At 52.9% G+C, this 16,756-nt stretch carries 16 protein-coding genes and 1 pseudogene; 13 read left to right on the top strand and 4 right to left on the bottom strand.

The window, feature by feature from the left end:
* Positions 1 to 89: 89 nt before the first annotated feature.
* Positions 90 to 707 (bottom strand): helix-turn-helix domain-containing protein, encoded by a 618-nt coding sequence (locus ABY42_RS16170; protein WP_050460118.1) that lies wholly within the window; start codon positions 705 to 707, stop codon positions 90 to 92.
* Positions 708 to 914: 207 nt separating this feature from the next.
* Positions 915 to 2,438, bottom strand: a complete 1,524-nt coding sequence (locus ABY42_RS16175) for an aldehyde dehydrogenase family protein (protein WP_050460220.1) — start codon at positions 2,436 to 2,438, stop codon at positions 915 to 917.
* Positions 2,439 to 2,585: 147 nt separating this feature from the next.
* Between ABY42_RS16175 and ABY42_RS16180 the strand changes: the two genes are divergently transcribed.
* The 4 genes and pseudogenes from ABY42_RS16180 to ABY42_RS16190 all read left to right on the top strand — a co-directional run bounded on the left by ABY42_RS16180 (position 2,586) and on the right by ABY42_RS16190 (position 7,656).
* Positions 2,586 to 3,650, top strand: coding sequence for a zinc-dependent alcohol dehydrogenase family protein (locus ABY42_RS16180; protein ID WP_050460119.1), 1,065 nt, complete (start codon positions 2,586 to 2,588; stop codon positions 3,648 to 3,650).
* A 1,435-nt stretch (positions 3,651 to 5,085) separates the two neighbouring features.
* Positions 5,086 to 5,448 (top strand): annotated as a pseudogene (locus ABY42_RS16185) (SOSS complex subunit B family protein); the annotation flags it as partial.
* A 154-nt stretch (positions 5,449 to 5,602) separates the two neighbouring features.
* A complete protein-coding gene (locus ABY42_RS19120) occupies positions 5,603 to 6,823 on the top strand; it encodes an outer membrane protein assembly factor BamB family protein (protein ID WP_231608330.1) in 1,221 nt (406 codons plus the stop codon).
* Positions 6,824 to 7,122: 299 nt separating this feature from the next.
* The gene (locus ABY42_RS16190) at positions 7,123 to 7,656 is read left to right on the top strand and encodes a hypothetical protein (protein WP_050460120.1); all 534 of its coding nucleotides are present in this window, start codon (positions 7,123 to 7,125) and stop codon (positions 7,654 to 7,656) included.
* A 336-nt stretch (positions 7,657 to 7,992) separates the two neighbouring features.
* Here the strand turns inward: ABY42_RS16190 and ABY42_RS16195 are convergent, their stop codons facing one another.
* The gene (locus tag ABY42_RS16195) at positions 7,993 to 8,634 is read right to left on the bottom strand and encodes a helix-turn-helix domain-containing protein (protein WP_050460121.1); all 642 of its coding nucleotides are present in this window, start codon (positions 8,632 to 8,634) and stop codon (positions 7,993 to 7,995) included.
* Positions 8,635 to 8,829: 195 nt separating this feature from the next.
* Between ABY42_RS16195 and ABY42_RS16200 the strand changes: the two genes are divergently transcribed.
* Together ABY42_RS16200 and ABY42_RS16205 are read left to right on the top strand one after the other, a co-directional pair.
* Entirely contained in the window at positions 8,830 to 9,483 is a 654-nt protein-coding gene (locus ABY42_RS16200; RefSeq protein WP_050460122.1) for a hypothetical protein, read from the top strand.
* Positions 9,484 to 9,564: 81 nt separating this feature from the next.
* Positions 9,565 to 10,248, top strand: coding sequence for a cyclase family protein (locus ABY42_RS16205; RefSeq protein WP_050460123.1), 684 nt, complete (start codon positions 9,565 to 9,567; stop codon positions 10,246 to 10,248).
* A 117-nt stretch (positions 10,249 to 10,365) separates the two neighbouring features.
* Here ABY42_RS16205 and ABY42_RS16210 read toward each other — a convergent pair whose 3' ends face one another.
* Positions 10,366 to 10,650, bottom strand: a complete 285-nt coding sequence (locus ABY42_RS16210; protein ID WP_050460124.1) for a PadR family transcriptional regulator — start codon at positions 10,648 to 10,650, stop codon at positions 10,366 to 10,368.
* A gap of 1,319 nt (positions 10,651 to 11,969) precedes the next feature.
* Between ABY42_RS16210 and ABY42_RS19500 the strand changes: the two genes are divergently transcribed.
* The 7 genes from ABY42_RS19500 to ABY42_RS16230 all read left to right on the top strand — a co-directional run bounded on the left by ABY42_RS19500 (position 11,970) and on the right by ABY42_RS16230 (position 16,562).
* Positions 11,970 to 12,968 (top strand): twin-arginine translocation signal domain-containing protein, encoded by a 999-nt coding sequence (locus ABY42_RS19500; RefSeq protein WP_156224431.1) that lies wholly within the window; start codon positions 11,970 to 11,972, stop codon positions 12,966 to 12,968.
* 273 nt (positions 12,969 to 13,241) lie between these two features.
* A complete protein-coding gene (locus ABY42_RS19125) occupies positions 13,242 to 13,520 on the top strand; it encodes a hypothetical protein (RefSeq protein WP_082220705.1) in 279 nt (92 codons plus the stop codon).
* Between the two features lie 346 nt (positions 13,521 to 13,866).
* Entirely contained in the window at positions 13,867 to 14,358 is a 492-nt protein-coding gene (locus tag ABY42_RS16215; protein WP_050460125.1) for a hypothetical protein, read from the top strand.
* An 18-nt stretch (positions 14,359 to 14,376) separates the two neighbouring features.
* Positions 14,377 to 14,661, top strand: a complete 285-nt coding sequence (locus ABY42_RS16220) for a hypothetical protein (protein ID WP_231608332.1) — start codon at positions 14,377 to 14,379, stop codon at positions 14,659 to 14,661.
* A 257-nt stretch (positions 14,662 to 14,918) separates the two neighbouring features.
* The gene (locus ABY42_RS20175) at positions 14,919 to 15,122 is read left to right on the top strand and encodes a DUF7567 family protein (RefSeq protein ID WP_449271678.1); all 204 of its coding nucleotides are present in this window, start codon (positions 14,919 to 14,921) and stop codon (positions 15,120 to 15,122) included.
* Between the two features lie 98 nt (positions 15,123 to 15,220).
* Positions 15,221 to 15,559 (top strand): hypothetical protein, encoded by a 339-nt coding sequence (locus ABY42_RS16225; protein ID WP_050460126.1) that lies wholly within the window; start codon positions 15,221 to 15,223, stop codon positions 15,557 to 15,559.
* 73 nt (positions 15,560 to 15,632) lie between these two features.
* A complete protein-coding gene (locus tag ABY42_RS16230) occupies positions 15,633 to 16,562 on the top strand; it encodes a M78 family metallopeptidase domain-containing protein (RefSeq protein ID WP_050460127.1) in 930 nt (309 codons plus the stop codon).
* The last annotated feature ends 194 nt before the right edge of the window (positions 16,563 to 16,756 follow it).

A 16,756-nucleotide genomic window follows, 5' to 3' on the forward strand; every position in this document is an offset into this window, starting at 1 on the left:
ACGTATCGTGGGCCAGACAACCGTACCGTAGCCAATCTCAGTCCACAGCCTTGAACAGACGGTCCACGTGCTATCTTCCCACCAGTCGTTTACTTGTTCCCGCGGTCAAGAACGACTTTGGCATCGTCTTTTTCGGTCTTTTCGTCCGCTGATTGGTGAGCGGTCTTGTCTAGATATTTTCGCCCTTCTTCGGTCTCGGTGAGCAGATGCTCTAACACCTCCATGTCGCTGCGGAACTTGTGGACTTCCGGAAGGGAACTCGAATCGAACTGCGCAATGAGGTCCCCATGTTTTTTGAAGAAATTGCGCTTCCATTCTTCCTTATTCTCGCTTTTCCGGAACCGCGCGATAAACTGCCACTGGTGGTAGTCATCGGCATTAAAGAACATCAACACGTGGGGGTCATTCATCAGATCGTCATAGCACTCCTCCCAGCGGTCTTCGAAGTTCGGATAATGAAACGCAATCTGAAAGAGATAGTGCTCAAAAAAGTCCTCGTTCAACAGTACAGCTTTCCGGAAGATATTCTGCTCGCTGAGTTCCCGAAGGATGTCGTTCACTCGATTGTGCGACAGCGAGATGTCATACTCTTCCTCAAGGATGTCTCGCAACGCACGCACGGAGGCTGTTGGGTGTTCAACACGGAGTTTGAGAATCACGATGTCGCGCGGAGAGATGTCGTCAATTTCATCGATAGAGGAAGGCATGCCTTGCTTCAGACTATACCGTTCCAAACTAAAGATCTTTTCACTGTCTGCAGTTCAAACGGCGAACCCAAGTGACATTTTCATCCGGTAAACGGAATTCAGGTTCCAAATCCACAGGCCGTTTCCTGATCCGTTGTGGGGACACGGTGACCGCTGCTGAAGAGAGACTCTCCACCTGAGATTGAACGTGCCCAGTCCCGCTTGGGACTAGTCGAGACTGATGTTGATCGTTTTCGTCTGCGTATAGTGTTTGATTGCTTCGTAGGCTGTTTCACGGCCGATGCCAGACTGTTTGTAGCCACCGAACGGCTGCCCTGCTGGGAACTCGTTGTAGGTGTTCACCCAGATGTTTCCTGCCTCGATGTCTTTCGCTGTTTTGTAGGCCTGATTGATATCGTTTGTAATGATACCCGCAGCAAGGCCATAGTCGACATCGTTCGCTAACCCGATCATGTCGTCGTATGACGACCACTCAAAGAGCGTTTCAACGGGTCCGAAGATCTCTTCTTGAACGGGGCGGCTCTCGTGATCGATGTCCGTAAGCAACGTCGGATTCACGAAGCAGCCCTCAGAAAGCGCTCCGTCATCGGGTGCGTCGCCACCTGTCACGACCTCCGCCCCGACACTTTTCGCCTCGTTGATGTAGTCGAGAGTTCTGTTGGCTTGTTCTTTCGTGACTTTTGGTCCAAGTGTCGTCTCCTCGAGGAGTGGGTCACCGACCTTGAGTTCCTCAATCTCAGCCACGAATGCATCGAGGAATTCGGATTTAATATCTTCATGCACCAAGAGGCGCGTGCCTGCACAACAGCACTCTCCGGTATTGTGGAACATCCCAATTCTCGCAACTTTGGCTGCCTTTTCGACATCAGCGTCGGGATAAATCACCACTGGGCTTTTCCCTCCCAGTTCGAGCGTGACATCGGTAATCGTATCTGCTGCACTTTTCATCACACCGCGGCCGACTTCCGTCGATCCTGTGAATGCAAGCTTTTGAATTCCTTCGTGACAAGAGAGTGGTTCACCCGCTTCAGCACCAAACCCAGTGACCACGTTGACAACGCCAGCCGGAAGCACAGCATCGATTTCGCGCATGAGTTCGAGAATCGACAACGGAGTCTCTTCGGCCGGCTTCAGCACGACCGTGTTCCCGGCGGCGAGGGCTGGGCCGAGTTTCCAAGCGGCCATCAAAAGTGGGAAGTTCCACGGAATGATCTGTCCCACCACGCCATAGGGCTCTCGCAGTGTCTGGATGTGGTTGTCAGTCCCACTTGGAATCGTTTTCCCCTCGTTCACACGGGTTGCACCCGCGAAGTATCTGAAGTGATCAATGACGAGGTTGACGTCGATGCGAGCCTCAGAAACCGGCTTCCCATTATCAAGTGATTCGAGCGTGGCGAAGTCTCCCTTTCGGGATTCGATCCGGTCTGCAATTTGGTTCAGAACTCGTTGTCGGTCAGCTGCGGAGGCAGCTGCCCATTGATTGTCGTACGCATCCCAGGCTGCGTCGACAGCCCGGTCGATGTCCACAGCACTGCCAGCCTGAACCTCGGCTAGGGCTTCGCCAGTGGTTGGATCGTGCGTGTGGAACGTTTTCCCAGACGAACTTTTGACCCACTCGCCGCCAATGTACAATTTCGCAGTCTCAGATGGGATCAGTTCATCCGCTGCACGTCGGTGTCGTTGTCTAATTGCGCTTTCCGAGTCAGTCGACGACTGTGAATCAGTTGCCATCGCGATAGGGAATATCATACACTATCTATTAAACATTTCCCCAATTACATTATATTCAAATCTAGATATGGCATTTTGAGGTTACGGTATACACCATTTGCTCTATTCAGTATTTATTTATAACATCATGATAGATCATGACATGCAATGCGAGCAGTAGTGTTGGAGGAATTCCAAAAGCCGCTTGAAGTACAGGAAGTTGAACGACCAGAGCCTGCGCCACACGGCGTTGTTGCAAAGGTTAATGGATGTGGTGTCTGCCGTAGCGACTGGCACTGCTGGCAGGGCGACTGGGACTGGTTTGGATACCGCCCCGACCCGCCGCACATCCTCGGCCACGAACCCTGTGGGACCGTTGTTGAGGTCGGTGACGACGTCGAAAGCGTCACCGAAGGCGATCATATCGCGATCCCATTTAATTTCGCGTGTGGGAAATGTGACCTCTGTCGGAACGGTCACGAGAATATCTGTGAAAACCACGTCGGGCTCGGGTTCATGAACGAAGCTCCGGGTGCATTCGCTGAGGAGGTCCACATCCCGAACGCGGATATTAACGCTGTCCCACTCCCAAGTGGTATCGATGCTGACACCGCTGCTGGGATTGGCTGCCGGTTTATGACGTCATTCCACGCGATGGCGCACCGAGGCGACGTTGGACACGGCGAGAACGTGGTCGTCCACGGTCTCGGTGGTATTGGCCTCTCAGCCGTTCACATCGCCAATGCCCTCGGAGCGAACGTTATCGGGGTCGACCTCTTCGATGAAAAGCTCGAAAAGGCTGAAAGTCTCGGCGCCGTTGAGACGATTAATGCAAGCGCAGTAGATGACCCCGCAAAGGAGGTCCACGATATTACGAATGGTGGTGCTGACTGTTCGGTCGACGCTCTGGGCATCAAAACCACCTGTCTGAACGCTGTGAACTCCCTCAGGAAAGGAGGTCGGCACGTCCAGATCGGTCTGACGACTGCCGATGAAAAGGGTCAGGTCCCGTTGCCCACCGACGAGTTCGTTGCCAAAGAGATCGACTTCCGAGGCTCGCTCGGACTGCAACCGTCTCGCTACTCCGAGATGCTCGATATGATCAAGACGGGGAAGCTTGACCCCACAGAACTCGTTTCTGAGACGATCACACTCGACGAAGTTCCGGACACGCTCGCAGCAATGAGTGACTACGATACGATGGGCATCCCCGTCTGCAACGACTTCAGCTAACCACAGTCGCCACCACTTCTTTTTGCGAGTTGTTAGCCACCGGTGACAGAAAAGCGACATTCGTAGCTCGTATTCTCACCTATTCCTCGCTCCAAAACGAATAGCACTAGGAGCCTGGTAATTCGAACCAGAGAGGTGCATGCCATACGGACACTCCTAGGCTACCGTGATGTGGTGGGTGTACACCTCCGGTCAGTCCAGGGTGCGTATCCACAAAGGTGGTGACACGGGTGGACACCAAAGTGTCACAAGACACTGGTCGCCAGCACTGGCGATCCACAGCAGCGTTCATGAGCTACACATGGGCAGTAAGGTGACGAACATACACCGTGAGTGGCGAGGGTCGCCAACTCCTCACTGCATCTTATCCAATGAACTAATATTACAAATAAATTTCTATTCTCTAATACGGTGCGAGAATCACTCTAAAATGAAGTATACGGAATAATCTGTAATCCACATTGTCTTAGTGGATTCTAAGCTACCACCCGTAGCGAGGGGAACTCTCACACCGTTTACTGATCGACTCGCACCTGCCTATCACTTGACCTCCGTCTGAAGACAGAGGTATGTGCTATCGGTCTGTATCAGTTGTTACAGTATCATTTCTCAGGATCTGTTGAAATCCTCTTCACGTCTTGCGATTTGCTGAGAGGCTCGTTTCTAACCGGATCGACGAAAGCCGGTGGGGAGAGTCGCTCTTCTCAATGTCAACGCTGAAGGATTTCAACAGGATCTACGATTTCTCAAACTAGATCTGGTGGTGCAACAGTCTAAATTGTCAGGTAATCATAATATATGAACTTTGTGCTCGGACTTTCCCGGCTGCAATCACACTCATGCCTTTGTGCTAAGCCACCATTTAAAAAATGCAGGCATCGGAATTATTAATTATGTCTTGGATACTGTGTGGTAAATATGGCTTTGCTTGATGTCTTTTTTGCGGTGACTGGAATTCTCAATCTTCCTTTGGGAGTGTACTTAGTCTTCAGATATAAGTTTAATAATTCAAGCGATAATGAGACTGACCTAAGTTTTGGTACTGGATCCATTTGTTTTGGGTTATTTATGGTAGATGAATATACCCTTCCCCTTTTAAATTACAATGGTACTTTATTACAACAAGATGTTCTCCCGACTATTGGGTTAGCTATATTTGTTTATTTCTTGTATGTGTGCTATAGATCGTCAAAATCGTAGCTATGGTGAACTTTTTCATTTCTATTTATATATTTGACAATGGGCGTTGTTTAGACGCGTGATTTCAGCGGACTGTCTTGGTTTGCACACCCATCGTGATCGCTTCCCTTGGTTGAACTGTGCTTCGCCGCCGCTGGGGGCGACCAGATCGGGGTTGAACCCATCGAATGTCTCCTCGACTGACTCGTACTTTGGATACGGTCCTCAATCCTTTCAGACACTCATCTACTGAGGTGGCAAGGATATGATGTCGGCAGCGGTAAGCGTGTTCGAGGAACTCGAGGGCGCACCGGGGACGATGGTGCCGATCGGGAAGCTTGAGGGCGTGTCGCGACGCGAGGTGTGCATTGAGGGGAGGCTGACGACGGTGTGGGAGTCTGAGTCGCCGGCAATTCAGCAAGCGGGGATACTCGAAGACGAAAGCGGACAGGTGAAGCTGACGAATTGGAAGGCGTCGGACGTGCCGTGGATTCGCGAGGGCGAACGCGTGCGGATTCACGGGGCGGCGCGAAATTGGTACGACGGGCGTGTCTCGATTGCCCTGACGGGATGGACGACTGTGCATTTCCCCGAGCGCGACGCTTGGTGGGACGTCTAACGGCGCGAGGTTGCCTTCTTTTTTGTTGGTGGCCGGGCCGACCCAGGCCCCACCGCCCCACCCTCCGCTCCGTGCTCGCAGACGCTGCGCGCGCAGCCACGACCTGTACACTTCTTGGGCGTTACGAGGGGCGCTGGTGCTTCGGCATTCACCAATGAAAGTGACTGTTAAATTGGGGTATCACTATCATGACTATTATGCTGTCTCTCCACCGACTAGCATGCTTCGGGGGAACCAACAAGGGCTGAATCGGCGACAGGCGCTCCGCATTTTCGGGGCTTCATTTGCGATTGGAACCGTATCTCTCAAGGCGGGAAGTTCTGTTACTGCTCGTGCGCCAACAGACTCGTCATGGCCGACGTTCCAGTTTGACAATGGTCGGTCTGGATACAACCCGGATGGGAGACGGCCTACAGGCAAGATCACAAAATTATGGGAAACGACCGACGGGTCATTCTCAAGTAGTCCAGCCGTCGTCGGAGAATTACTGTACCACGGGACTGCCGCGAATGGCCTCTTCGCCTATGATGTCGAAGATGGGAGCACCGTCTGGAACAGTCCAACCAACGGGCGAATCGCCCCCTCAAGACCAACGGTAGCCGATGGAGTTGTCTATATCGGCGATTGGGAGCATGTCTTCTACGCATTCGATAGTACGACTGGGAGTGAACGCTGGCGTTACGATGCTGGTGCGATACTTAATCGTGATTCAGTTGTTGCTGATGGGGTGGTGTATTTCAGTGACGCAGAGGGGGTTATTCACGCGGTCTCAACAGCCGACGGGACTGCTATCTGGACCCTCGACACCGGCTTTGGAATCACATCACTTGCGATGAGTGATGAGGGTCTTTTCTTTGGGGGTTCTAATTCCCAGATCTCTCGGCTTGATGCAGCAACTGGCGCGGTCGAGTGGTCTCATCATGTTCCTTACTCTCCACGACACATTGTCCTCGTCGATGGTATCGTGTATGTTGGTGGTTGGCCGTATCTCGCGACCTACAACGCAGTCGATGGAACAGAACGCTGGCGTGTCTATGTCGGGACAATATCCAACTCGCCAGCGATCTCTGATCGACTAATCTATCTCGGCTCTACCAACAACCAACTCCTCGCATTTGATCGAGCGACTGGTGAAGAACAATGGGCTTTCACAGTTGGGGAACACCAATTCCAAGGAATCGTCTCCGACCCTGCTGTCGTTCAAAACCGTGTGTACTTCGGTGGTTACGATGGGTATGTCTACGAACTCCATGCACGGACTGGTAAGTTGATGTGGGCATTCGACACTGGTACTGAGATCACCGGATCTCCAGCTGTCGTTAACCGTCGTCTGTATATTGGGAGCCGCTTAGGGGGTATGTACGCATTCGGTTGATTCACTACTCCAACTCTATATTCGGCTCACAGTTCACGCGGGTTCGTCGGCGGGTAAAATCGACGATCTAAGTCTAGTGGGCTCTGTTGAAATCCTCAGTCGCTGATAGTTTGTTGAGGACGTACTGCATGGCGAGGGCGTATCTCGTACGAACCTACCGATTGCCCGTTGGCGGTTTCTGCCTTCGACTGCGAGTTCCAGCGTCAGTGATTCCATAGCTTGGACTCTCTGGGAGATAATAAACAAGCCTCTCAGGGAGAGGCAGCGCTGATAGGGAATCTCCTCCCGCACTATGATTGATGACCAGCACGACGAAGCCTACGGTTGATCTTGACCGTGGCTCCGCACAGGCACTCGCCATTCGACTCAGAGCAGTTCCCGCCCTCGCATGGATTGCCGCGGCTGTCGGCGGGTTCCTCGGGAGCGTCCCGCTTGGCCTGATGATGCAGTACGGGAACCCCGAGCCCTTGATCACGCTCGCCCTGCCGATGATGTACGGCCTCCCCGGGCCAGACCTGCTCGCTGGCTGGGCGATTCACCAGTTCCACGGCGTCACACTCGCAGTGATGTACGTCGCCGCCGTCCAATGGGAACCACTCACCGAGTATGCGAAGACGCTCCGTGGAGCCGTCGTCCTCGCAGTTGTCGTCGGCACCGTCTCGACGGTGCTGCTCTCGGTGCTATTGATGCCGCTTTGGCTCGGTGCAGTCGGCTACCCGTTCACGCCGGCGTTCCCCGATCTTACGATGCCCGAGAAGTTCTGGAGTATCCTCGGTCATGTTATCTACGCGCTCCCAGCAACGGTCGGGTACGCGCTCGTTATGAGGCGGTGAGGCCCCTGTACTTGTTGAGGACACTCCCTTTGGCCTCCTCTCCTCGCCGGATTTGCAGCGCTGTTCGCCGGTGTTGACGCGTCCGTGACGAAGAAGCGGCCGAGCGACACTCTTGGGGCTGTCGACTGGGCCGCAATGGTGTTGCTCGTCGGTACCGGTCTCGGTCTGAGTTCGCTTGGGACAACACAGTTCCTGTCTGGTGCGGGATTTGGTACGGAGGTGCTCGTCCTCTCGGAGATTTCGTACGGATAGACATCGAGATTATCTAGTTAGCTCCTTGAACAATGTGTGGTTCTCGGGTGTCTAGATTGGTCAGTAGACCTTTCGAAAATACAGTCACCTGACAAGTGCAGAGAAAACACGTTGTTCGACTTTTCGGAGATGCTCGCTCACAGTCGTAGTTGCGACACCAATCTGAGTCGCAATCTTCTCGTGGGTGGTTCCTCTCGGTGTTTCGTAGTATCCCTCCTCAACTGCCAGAGTGAGTACCTCCACCTGGCGCTCAGTCAATAGTGAGATGATCTCATTCTCCCCTGGCTTACGTTCTCCCTTTCTGAGGAGGGTGAGTTCAATATCTGATGGAATTTCCGAGATGACACGATGAAGCGTTTGTTCATCTCCGCTCATCGTGATTTTGAGCCCGTCACCAGTATGTGCTATGGGTGTCTCGAACACGATTCCGTGTGACCGGGCAAGAGAGAAAAATTCACGAATCGGCTTGAGTGGGCGACCGTGGATATACACGAGCCCACTTTCGTTCTTTGGGACATCACAGGAGATGACCTCTTCGTGGTCGGTGAGGTACGTTCTTACCTGAGCGAGGTCGCCTCGAAGATGGTAGAGTAGAACAATCGTTCCATCTTCGAGAATAGTAACGTGGTGAAGCGATTCACGGATTATCGACGGATCCGCTGCGAGTAACTGATTCGCCGGGTGGAATCCACCTTCGACTGAGATCTCTAGCGTAATCGACTTCATGAGATTACTCCGATTTCCTTTGACTAATAAATGAACCTGTCTAGGTGAGGCAACGTTGACATACAAATTCCAGTCTAACGGTAGTTTGCCTCATGAAAAGACAAAGCCTTGGTTGGCGTCAGTTCCATCTCAGATCGTTATGGAGAGCAGTATCTCCTCGCTCTGTAAGTAACCGTACGAGTGGAGAGATTTGAGATGGGTGTTCGAATCAGCGAGTCCGAGAGCGTTCCCACCACGTTGCGTAGCCGAGACGCGATTCTCCCTGGAGTGATGACGGCGATCTTGGTTGCGACCTTCACCTATCTCTCCCCAGGGTTATCACTGATCACCACGTTCGTTCCTGCTATTATTCTCGCATACGTGTGCTATTTATTAACGAGCTTTCAACGAATGCCTGAGCCAAGTCGGGTTCTCCCCGTCTACTTGATCGCATTTGCTGTCCAGTTCTTACACTTCGCCGAGGAGTTTTCGACCGAGTTCTACACCCGCTGGCCGGTTGAGGTTTTCAACGCAGCCCCGTTCGAGTTCACGACGTTCGTTCAGATCAATATGGTCTCGTACGCTGCGTTCGCTCTTGGTGCGGTCGCCATCTACCGTGGTATCAAGGGTCCAATGCTCATTGTCTGGTTTTTCACCCTCATGGGAGTCATCGGAAACGGCGTTCTACATCCCGTCTATCCGATCCTCGCGACCGGCGAGTTCGGCTACTTTCCCGGACTCTATACGTCCGTCATCTATCTGATTTTAGGCCCGATCCTGTTTCGTCGTCTGTGGGAAGTCCGAAGCGATAGTGGTAGTGCTGTGAACCATGATGTTGAGACGAACAGCAACACTGGGAGCAGTCAATGAGACCTTTCAGCGATCGAGATACTGTAGAAACAATGAAACACCAAGCAGGAGTCGTATCCAATGTCGAACAAGGTAACTAGTATGAAGTTCGTCGACTTGAGTCACACGTTCGAAGACGGGATGCCCGGGTTCCGTCAAAAGAACGATGACGGGACACACACGGAGTACACTGCAGAAGTATATCCGTTCTTTACACACGAGGAGTCTCGGGAGATGTACGAAGGTAAAGCCGCGTTCGAGGTTACCGAAATGCGGTTCCAGACGTCCATGGGGACGTATCTAGATTCACCGTATCATCGACATCCCGAGGGTCGTGACATCAGTGATCTTGACATCGGCGAGCTGGTACTTCCTGGGACGGTCGTCGATGCTCGTGGGCTTGCTGGCAACGAAGAATTGACTGTTGACGCACTTCCCCAGGAGTCTGCCCTCGCAGGTACCGCCGTCCTGTTCAATTTTGGATGGGATGAACACTGGGGAACAGAGCAGTACCGATCCTACCCATACATCTCTGAGGCCGTCATTGAGAGACTAATCGATGCAGATGTTTCTCTGGTTGGCGTAGACACGCTAAACGCCGACGACCACCAGAACCCCGCCCGCCCGGCCCACACTCGACTCCTTGACGAAGAGATCTTCATCGTCGAGAATCTCTGCAACCTCGATTCGCTCGGTGGTGAGTCATTCCGATTCTTCGCTGTGCCGATCAAAGCCAAAGACACTGCTGCAATGCCCATTCGTGCGTTTGCCGAAGTTGACCAGTAAGACGAGAAGACAGTATTCGAGATGTGTAGCAGAAGATACTGGCCGGATTAAGCGAGTTAAACAGCACGTTCCCCCACTAGCTGTCTGTCATCACAGCTCCCCGTCTCGTAGCAGCAGTCAGGTGGTAAGTTCGCTCGTATACTGTTGTTCCCAGTCGTCGCGGGCTTCGATTTCCCGGCGACCGCGAGCGGTGATCGCGTAGACGTTCGTTCGGCGGTCTTTCTCGCCTTTATCGAGCAGTCCTTTCTCAACGAGCGTGTCGAGGTTGGGATACAGCCGGCCGTGGTGGATCTCGGTTTCGTAGTAGTCCTCGAGTTGGTCTTTGACTGCAAGCCCGTGTGGCTCATCCAACCCGGCGGTGACATACAGCAGGTCGCGTTGGAACCCGGTCAAATCGTACATTTTGCTGCCCGCAGCTAGTTTAAGAATACATATACGTTTGTTGGCTATCGGCCGGGTTTCAGAGCGCCCTCGCTGGACGAACGTTTATATCGGAAGGTACAGCCACGACGCGGTATGCCGCCCTACCGTGATCCGACCGCGGAATTTCGACCGTATGGCGAAGCGACGCAGATTCCGGACGTGCAGTTGGAACCCAACCACACCGAGCACGGCGACGCAATTCCAGAACGTGACTACCCCGTTGGTGACGATATAGACACGGACATCTGTCAGACCTGTGAGCGGGCCATTCCTCGGACTCAGAGCCAGTGTCGGTTCTGCCTCGAACAGGATGTCTCGGGCCCAGACAGCGCTTCAGAGTCACGCGAGCAATCACTCCATGGCATCATCTGTTTGCTCGTTCCGTCACAGTCCTCGCGAGGTGCACTCGCAAAAGGGACTGCCGCAGCACGCTTACTGCAGCGTTCTCACTCGTCGCCCATTGACGAGTGCACACCCATCGCAGCACTTGAACAGTCGCTCGCAGAGCCACTCCGGAGGCGATGGGGTCACCTCCCGGACGTTGTCCCAGCAACTGGGTCACGTGCGGATGGATTCGTACAGAAAGCGAGGACAGTCCCGCTGTGGTCCGCTCATCCTTCGACGGAGGGTTCTGCCTCCCGATGGTACGATGCTGCTGGGACGCAGATTACTGAGGACTCCCGGCGTGAGAAGTTGCTCTCGGACCCGAAGACGTGGGTTGTCCCGGCGATTGCGCTTCGACGAGCGTCTCCCGATACGTCGCCATCACAGCCGACATCTACCTCACCAACACGGCAACTGCTCCGCTGTCAGTCGTGTAGTGAGCAGACACCGCATCGGTTCGATTCACGCGAAGATAGTCCGCCTGCAGCGTGGGCTGGTGAGCCGGTCTGGCAGTGTTCCGTGTGTCGAACACCGCAGTACGGACCTGATCCGGACGCCTGACGTTGACATACTCGTTAACTCAAAGCGATTGCGAAGCCACGGATTTGTGCTACCAGCTTTGTTGAAACCCTCTTGCTGTCTGGTGATTTTCTGAGACGCTGGTTTCCAACTGTATCTGGTGAACCCCGGAAGAAGAACCCTTCTCCCCAATGTCAATGATAGAGGAATTCAACAGAGCCGAAAATAGCTATTTCACCGGTATTACGCCTGATTAGCGACGGCGTCATCTGTGAGTTGTGTTATTATACCGTCGCCACGTGTAAATCGATGATAACAGTCGAGGTATATTCACGCCACCCAAAAAGTTAGATAGAAAACATTATTTCCTCACATGAATTGAGTTCGATTGTAGAATGTCAAGAAGAAAATTCTTGAAACGGATAGGTAGCACGGCGGTTGCGCTGTCACTTGGCACCAACGCTGTGGCAGCTGAACAATCAAAGTCTCAAGAGAGTAGCAATAGAAACAGCACACTCTCAGAAAACCAAATTGCCTATGCAAAAAGAGAGTTGCCAAATTATCTTAACAATACAATTCTTGATGGGTCTCAGAAAGTAACTGTAACAGAGGCCGCTGAAGTTCCTGAGTATCTTTCTGAAGGGGACTATGACAAGATCATCTCATTCAGAGAGTTCAATACCATTGAGTCAAGGGCAAGAGACAAATTCATTGATAAATATGGTGTTGACCCAAAGAACCCGAAGGCAACGCTAGTAAATGGAAAGCCCATGCATGTAGACGTAGTTCGGAAGAGTGTGAAGGCTGGAAAGATGGACCTTTCTGCTGGACACCCAGTAGACGTGAGTGGTGAGTCAGTCTCAATCCAGTCAAGTGCGCCAAAGGCAATTGATGGAGAGATTCACTTACATGTCGTCCCTGCTTCCGATTCTGAACACGAACCTTCTGCATCGTACAAGGATGCTACATTCAATGCATGGGCAATCTTTGGATCTGAGTTCGGGATTGAAGCAAAGAGATCAATCCACTTTGGACATTGGGATGCAAGCGATGTCGGCACAAATACAGATAATTTATTAGATGACATAGCAGATGATACTGACAAGTTCCGGGATGGAGATAACCATATTGTAACAGGTTGGGTTGACAAGATGAATAATAATGGGGTCGCAGGCAAATACCATTCTGTAAACGCAATTGATCCAGTTTATGGAGTGCCTTGGCCCCATGAGCAACTCGTCCAACATGAGTTATCACATAATTTTGATGCACCTGATAGAGGTCAGGCAGGATTTGAACATGAAAAGTGTGTAATGAATTATGAATATGCTGCCCGTGGTATCGATTATTGGTGTGATGAGGATCATAACATAATTGAAAACAATATAAAGTAGAATCGACTCTAACTCATTTTCAAACACACTCACAACTATCTATTGTATATAATTAACAAACCGTATCTTAACTTTTGATAAATGTGGGCGATCCAGTTTAACACATGAACTCAGGTGCCTATTCAGACTCGAGAAATCATGTATTTGGCATCATTATTGGGTTTTTCAATAACTGAATACCAGAGAAGTTGTTAGCAAGACGGTGCCAGTAAGAAGGTATCTGTATCCACACTATGACAAAGTATTTATTATAGGGGGTTGTCATATTTTTGTATGGGAATAACCATTAAGCGACGGTCCTCTGTTGGACTCCTAGCTATCTGTTGTGGAGTCCTTTCCACAATGATAGCTGTAGAGGTTGTTGGTGGCTATCTTTCATTAGAAGGAATGCCAATTGTGTATAGCCTTCTGGGACTCTCAGCAGTCGGAACTTTAGTGGCGAATTGGTTCAGTGGAACCCCCTCGTGGAAGTATGTGCTTCTGTACGGAGCATTGACCTTTGGAAGTTCGATCATAGTGTTAATCTATCTATTCTCCTTAACAAGTGCCTGATGTTCCTTGGCCCGGCGCTGGTACATACTAGACGCCGCCGGTTTCGACTGGTGAACTTGGAAGATGAAGTGGGAACTCGGCAGGAAGCTTTGAGTAATTCGGTTCTCTCAGGCGAGATATTATGCCGGGATTCGACTTACACCCTGAGTTCAGCACGGGTTCAACGATTGTTGCCAACAGTGGGTTCAACAGAGTCGATCTGAAGTGATCTCCAACACCCTCAAGAGCAACAGTACACCTGAACACTGGTGTATCGTAGTGGGTTGTGTTTGTGTGCGCCGGCGATGGGCGCCGGCGCAGGGGGTCGGAGCCGGTTTCGACTCCTGAGTCGGCGAGGTGACGACGAATGCACCAGGTAATCCACGCACTCGTAACTGCATCGACAACAGATGAAGCCCTTTCGCGAGCAGCCGATGTGTTCGACCAACTGGTGGGCACTGCTCCCCACGCCGAGGCGGTGTTCGACTACTATGTGACGTTTGATGACGATTCTACAACGGTCGCCGGCAGCGCCCGGTGGGGCGACCTGCCGATTGCAGTCCCCGTTGCCTCGGAGGAAGGCCAAGAACTGCTTGAGCGCGGCTGGCAGGCGACCACTCGTGAGTTCGAGCGGAATCTCGAGCGTGTTCGCGAGGGCGTTGACGACCTTGACGCTGCGGCGATCATGCGCGATGAGGACCTCGTCAGGCATGCGTGCCACAATCTCGGGGCGTACCGCGGGCCGGCGGTGTACCTCTACGATGAGTTCGGTGATGGGGTTCGGCATCGAGAGCGACTCGAGCAACTCGTCGGGTCGAACGACCATCTGTGGATCGTTCCCGCTGATGTCCATTACTGACTTTGGAGGCTGTGCCCGATGGAACTCCTGAGAGAGTCGCTTCCTGATCGTGGTCTCGCTGTTCGGATTGTTGTCGACGCCGCAACTGCCGAGTATCGCGTTGAGTACACGTCGCTGTCTAGCGGTGTGGTGACCGACGAGTGGACTGTATTCGGTGGAAGTGTTGGCTACGATGCGTCAGTGTTTGCGACTGACGCTGCTGCGCGTGCCCACGATGAGGCGCTGTTTGAATTAGTGTCTTCCTCGACTAGCCACTTGTGGAGGTTCATCACATGCCTGTACCAAGTGCAAACAGGCTTGTAGCTGCAACACGTAAGTGGTAGTTAGTGTCATGACCTTGGGATGGCAACTTTTTCTAGCTGCAATTGCCATCGTGCTTGGTTATACTGTCAGTGGATTAATCAAGGATGATCGAATGACAGACGTTGTATATCGGTTTTTACTCACTGTCGGGGCACTTTCAACGATATACGTATTTATAGTGAATTAAAATCTTGCAAACAGCCAGCATTATACTGAGAAATACTCTAAAGATATATCGAATATAGATCCTGCGTGACATGGTCGGGTTATGCGTTTCTATTAAAATCTACAAATTTCGACGACTACTTCCCGGTGACAAAGCACGTGTCAAGGTTCTCGGATCCCCCTGTGACTATCACGTCGATTGGTGGGCACCAACCACGACCGAAGACTGGACGCCAGTCGAGCGCAACGAGTTCGCTGGCGAATCCGAACCCGAGGCGGTGTCGCACCTCGCATAGCGTCGATCGAGAGACTCCTCGGTACCCGCGCGACATCGAGATTTTTTGTGCCCGTGATGGGTGCGGGCTGAAGACACAGTCCGTGTGACGTGATTTCCATGAGTCACCAACAGACAGAGTCAGACGTCTCGATCGACGAGATTCCAGTTGATCTCGAACTCGCACATAGTACTGACCTCTCCCGAGTCGACGTTCCCGATGAAATTGAGTCGATAACGTGGGCTCTCTTGAGCGAGCAACCACCGACGAACCCACTAGTCGTTCTCAAAGCGGCTCGCTGGTGGTACATCCACGGCACAGGTGAGACCGATCCCGCGTACTGCTGGGCGATTGAGTGGGTCCGACACCTCACGACCGGCGAAGCGACTGCGAGCGGCCTGTTCAGCGAGTGTCGAGAGTATCTTCGCAGCCTCGAGCGCGAGGACACCGACCAGTAGGTCGTCCCGCCTGTTTTTGTGCGCCCCAGAGGGGTGCGGCGCGTCCTGAAGTGACGCGTCAGAACTGAACGCAATGGCAACAACGAGTTCCCCGTCGGTGTCGTTCGACGAGACCGACACGCGACACGATGAGATGCATCGCACGATCGAACAGTGGCTTGCAGATCTCGCTGCCGACGTCGACGACGCTCTGGCAAGCGAGCAGTTCCAAGCGTGGCTGGACGTCCAGAGCCGGTTCCACGACTACTCCCATCGCAACACCCTCCTCATCAACCTCCAATGCCCTGAGGCGACGAAGGTCGCTGGCTACCGGACGTGGCAAGAAGAGTTTGACCGGTATGTCGAGGAAGGCGAGTCGGCGATCTGGATTTGGGCGCCGATCATCACAACCCAATGTCCCGAGTGTGGGAACGCACCGAGCTACCACGAAAACAGCGAGTGTGAATACGACGAGACGCCGCCCGAGGAGTGGTCCGAGGGGCTTGTCGGTTTCAAGCCCGCTCCAGTCTTCGACATTTCGCAGACAGAGGGCGAGCCACTCCCGGAGCTGGACACGGCGGCGACCGGTGAGCCTGACACGCTCGTCGAGGATCTCACTAACATCGCGTCAGACCTCGGCGTAACGGTCCGTATCGTCGATCCCGACGAGTGGCGACATGGCGAAGCGAAAGGCGTCTGCCAGTCGCGGAGCGTCCAGGACCTCACCCCACTCGTGGAAGTGAAGGACCGGCCGAACCGTGCCGACCTCGCGTCAACGATCATCCACGAGTACGCCCACGCGATTCTGCACTTCGACATTACTGACGCGACCGAGCGGGCGAAACGCGAGGTCGAAGCCGAGGCCGTTGCGTACGTTGTCGGTCGCTATCTCGGCTTAGACACGAGTGAGTCGGCGTTCTACCTCGCGGCGTGGCAGGGCGACGAGACGGACGTGCTCCAAGAGCGACTGGGTCGGATTAGCGGGACGGCTGAAGAGATTCTGTCGACACTTGACGTGGTCTGAGGCCTCCCATCTGTGGTTCGGCTGTCGCGGCTCTGTTGATGCCTCTTTGTTAGACGTAGTTTGTCTGTAACAGAGGGTGTATAGAACTCTTCACCGGGTGTTGTTTTCGCAGGTCCAGCGGTGAATTACTCGGTACACCGTTCCTGCTGATTTATTGATTGACTGTCGGCGCCCCGGTGGAATAGTCTCGATGA

Origin of the sequence: Haloferax gibbonsii (assembly GCF_001190965.1) — an archaeon.
In the GTDB taxonomy this organism is placed as follows: domain Archaea; phylum Halobacteriota; class Halobacteria; order Halobacteriales; family Haloferacaceae; genus Haloferax; species Haloferax gibbonsii.

Bases quoted from the DNA above. Each gene is read 5' to 3' on its own strand.
- ABY42_RS16170 (WP_050460118.1), bottom strand. From the start codon at position 707: ATGCCTTCCTCTATCGATGAAATTGACGACATCTCTCCGCGCGACATC.
- ABY42_RS16175 (WP_050460220.1), bottom strand. From the start codon at position 2,438: ATGGCAACTGATTCACAGTCGTCGACTGACTCGGAAAGCGCAATTAGA.
- ABY42_RS16180 (WP_050460119.1), top strand. From the start codon at position 2,586: ATGCGAGCAGTAGTGTTGGAGGAATTCCAAAAGCCGCTTGAAGTACAG.
- ABY42_RS19120 (WP_231608330.1), top strand. From the start codon at position 5,603: ATGAAAGTGACTGTTAAATTGGGGTATCACTATCATGACTATTATGCT.
- ABY42_RS16190 (WP_050460120.1), top strand. From the start codon at position 7,123: ATGACCAGCACGACGAAGCCTACGGTTGATCTTGACCGTGGCTCCGCA.
- ABY42_RS16195 (WP_050460121.1), bottom strand. From the start codon at position 8,634: ATGAAGTCGATTACGCTAGAGATCTCAGTCGAAGGTGGATTCCACCCG.
- ABY42_RS16200 (WP_050460122.1), top strand. From the start codon at position 8,830: ATGGGTGTTCGAATCAGCGAGTCCGAGAGCGTTCCCACCACGTTGCGT.
- ABY42_RS16205 (WP_050460123.1), top strand. From the start codon at position 9,565: ATGAAGTTCGTCGACTTGAGTCACACGTTCGAAGACGGGATGCCCGGG.
- ABY42_RS16210 (WP_050460124.1), bottom strand. From the start codon at position 10,650: ATGTACGATTTGACCGGGTTCCAACGCGACCTGCTGTATGTCACCGCC.
- ABY42_RS19500 (WP_156224431.1), top strand. From the start codon at position 11,970: ATGTCAAGAAGAAAATTCTTGAAACGGATAGGTAGCACGGCGGTTGCG.
- ABY42_RS19125 (WP_082220705.1), top strand. From the start codon at position 13,242: ATGGGAATAACCATTAAGCGACGGTCCTCTGTTGGACTCCTAGCTATC.
- ABY42_RS16215 (WP_050460125.1), top strand. From the start codon at position 13,867: ATGCACCAGGTAATCCACGCACTCGTAACTGCATCGACAACAGATGAA.
- ABY42_RS16220 (WP_231608332.1), top strand. From the start codon at position 14,377: ATGGAACTCCTGAGAGAGTCGCTTCCTGATCGTGGTCTCGCTGTTCGG.
- ABY42_RS20175 (WP_449271678.1), top strand. From the start codon at position 14,919: ATGGTCGGGTTATGCGTTTCTATTAAAATCTACAAATTTCGACGACTA.
- ABY42_RS16225 (WP_050460126.1), top strand. From the start codon at position 15,221: ATGAGTCACCAACAGACAGAGTCAGACGTCTCGATCGACGAGATTCCA.
- ABY42_RS16230 (WP_050460127.1), top strand. From the start codon at position 15,633: ATGGCAACAACGAGTTCCCCGTCGGTGTCGTTCGACGAGACCGACACG.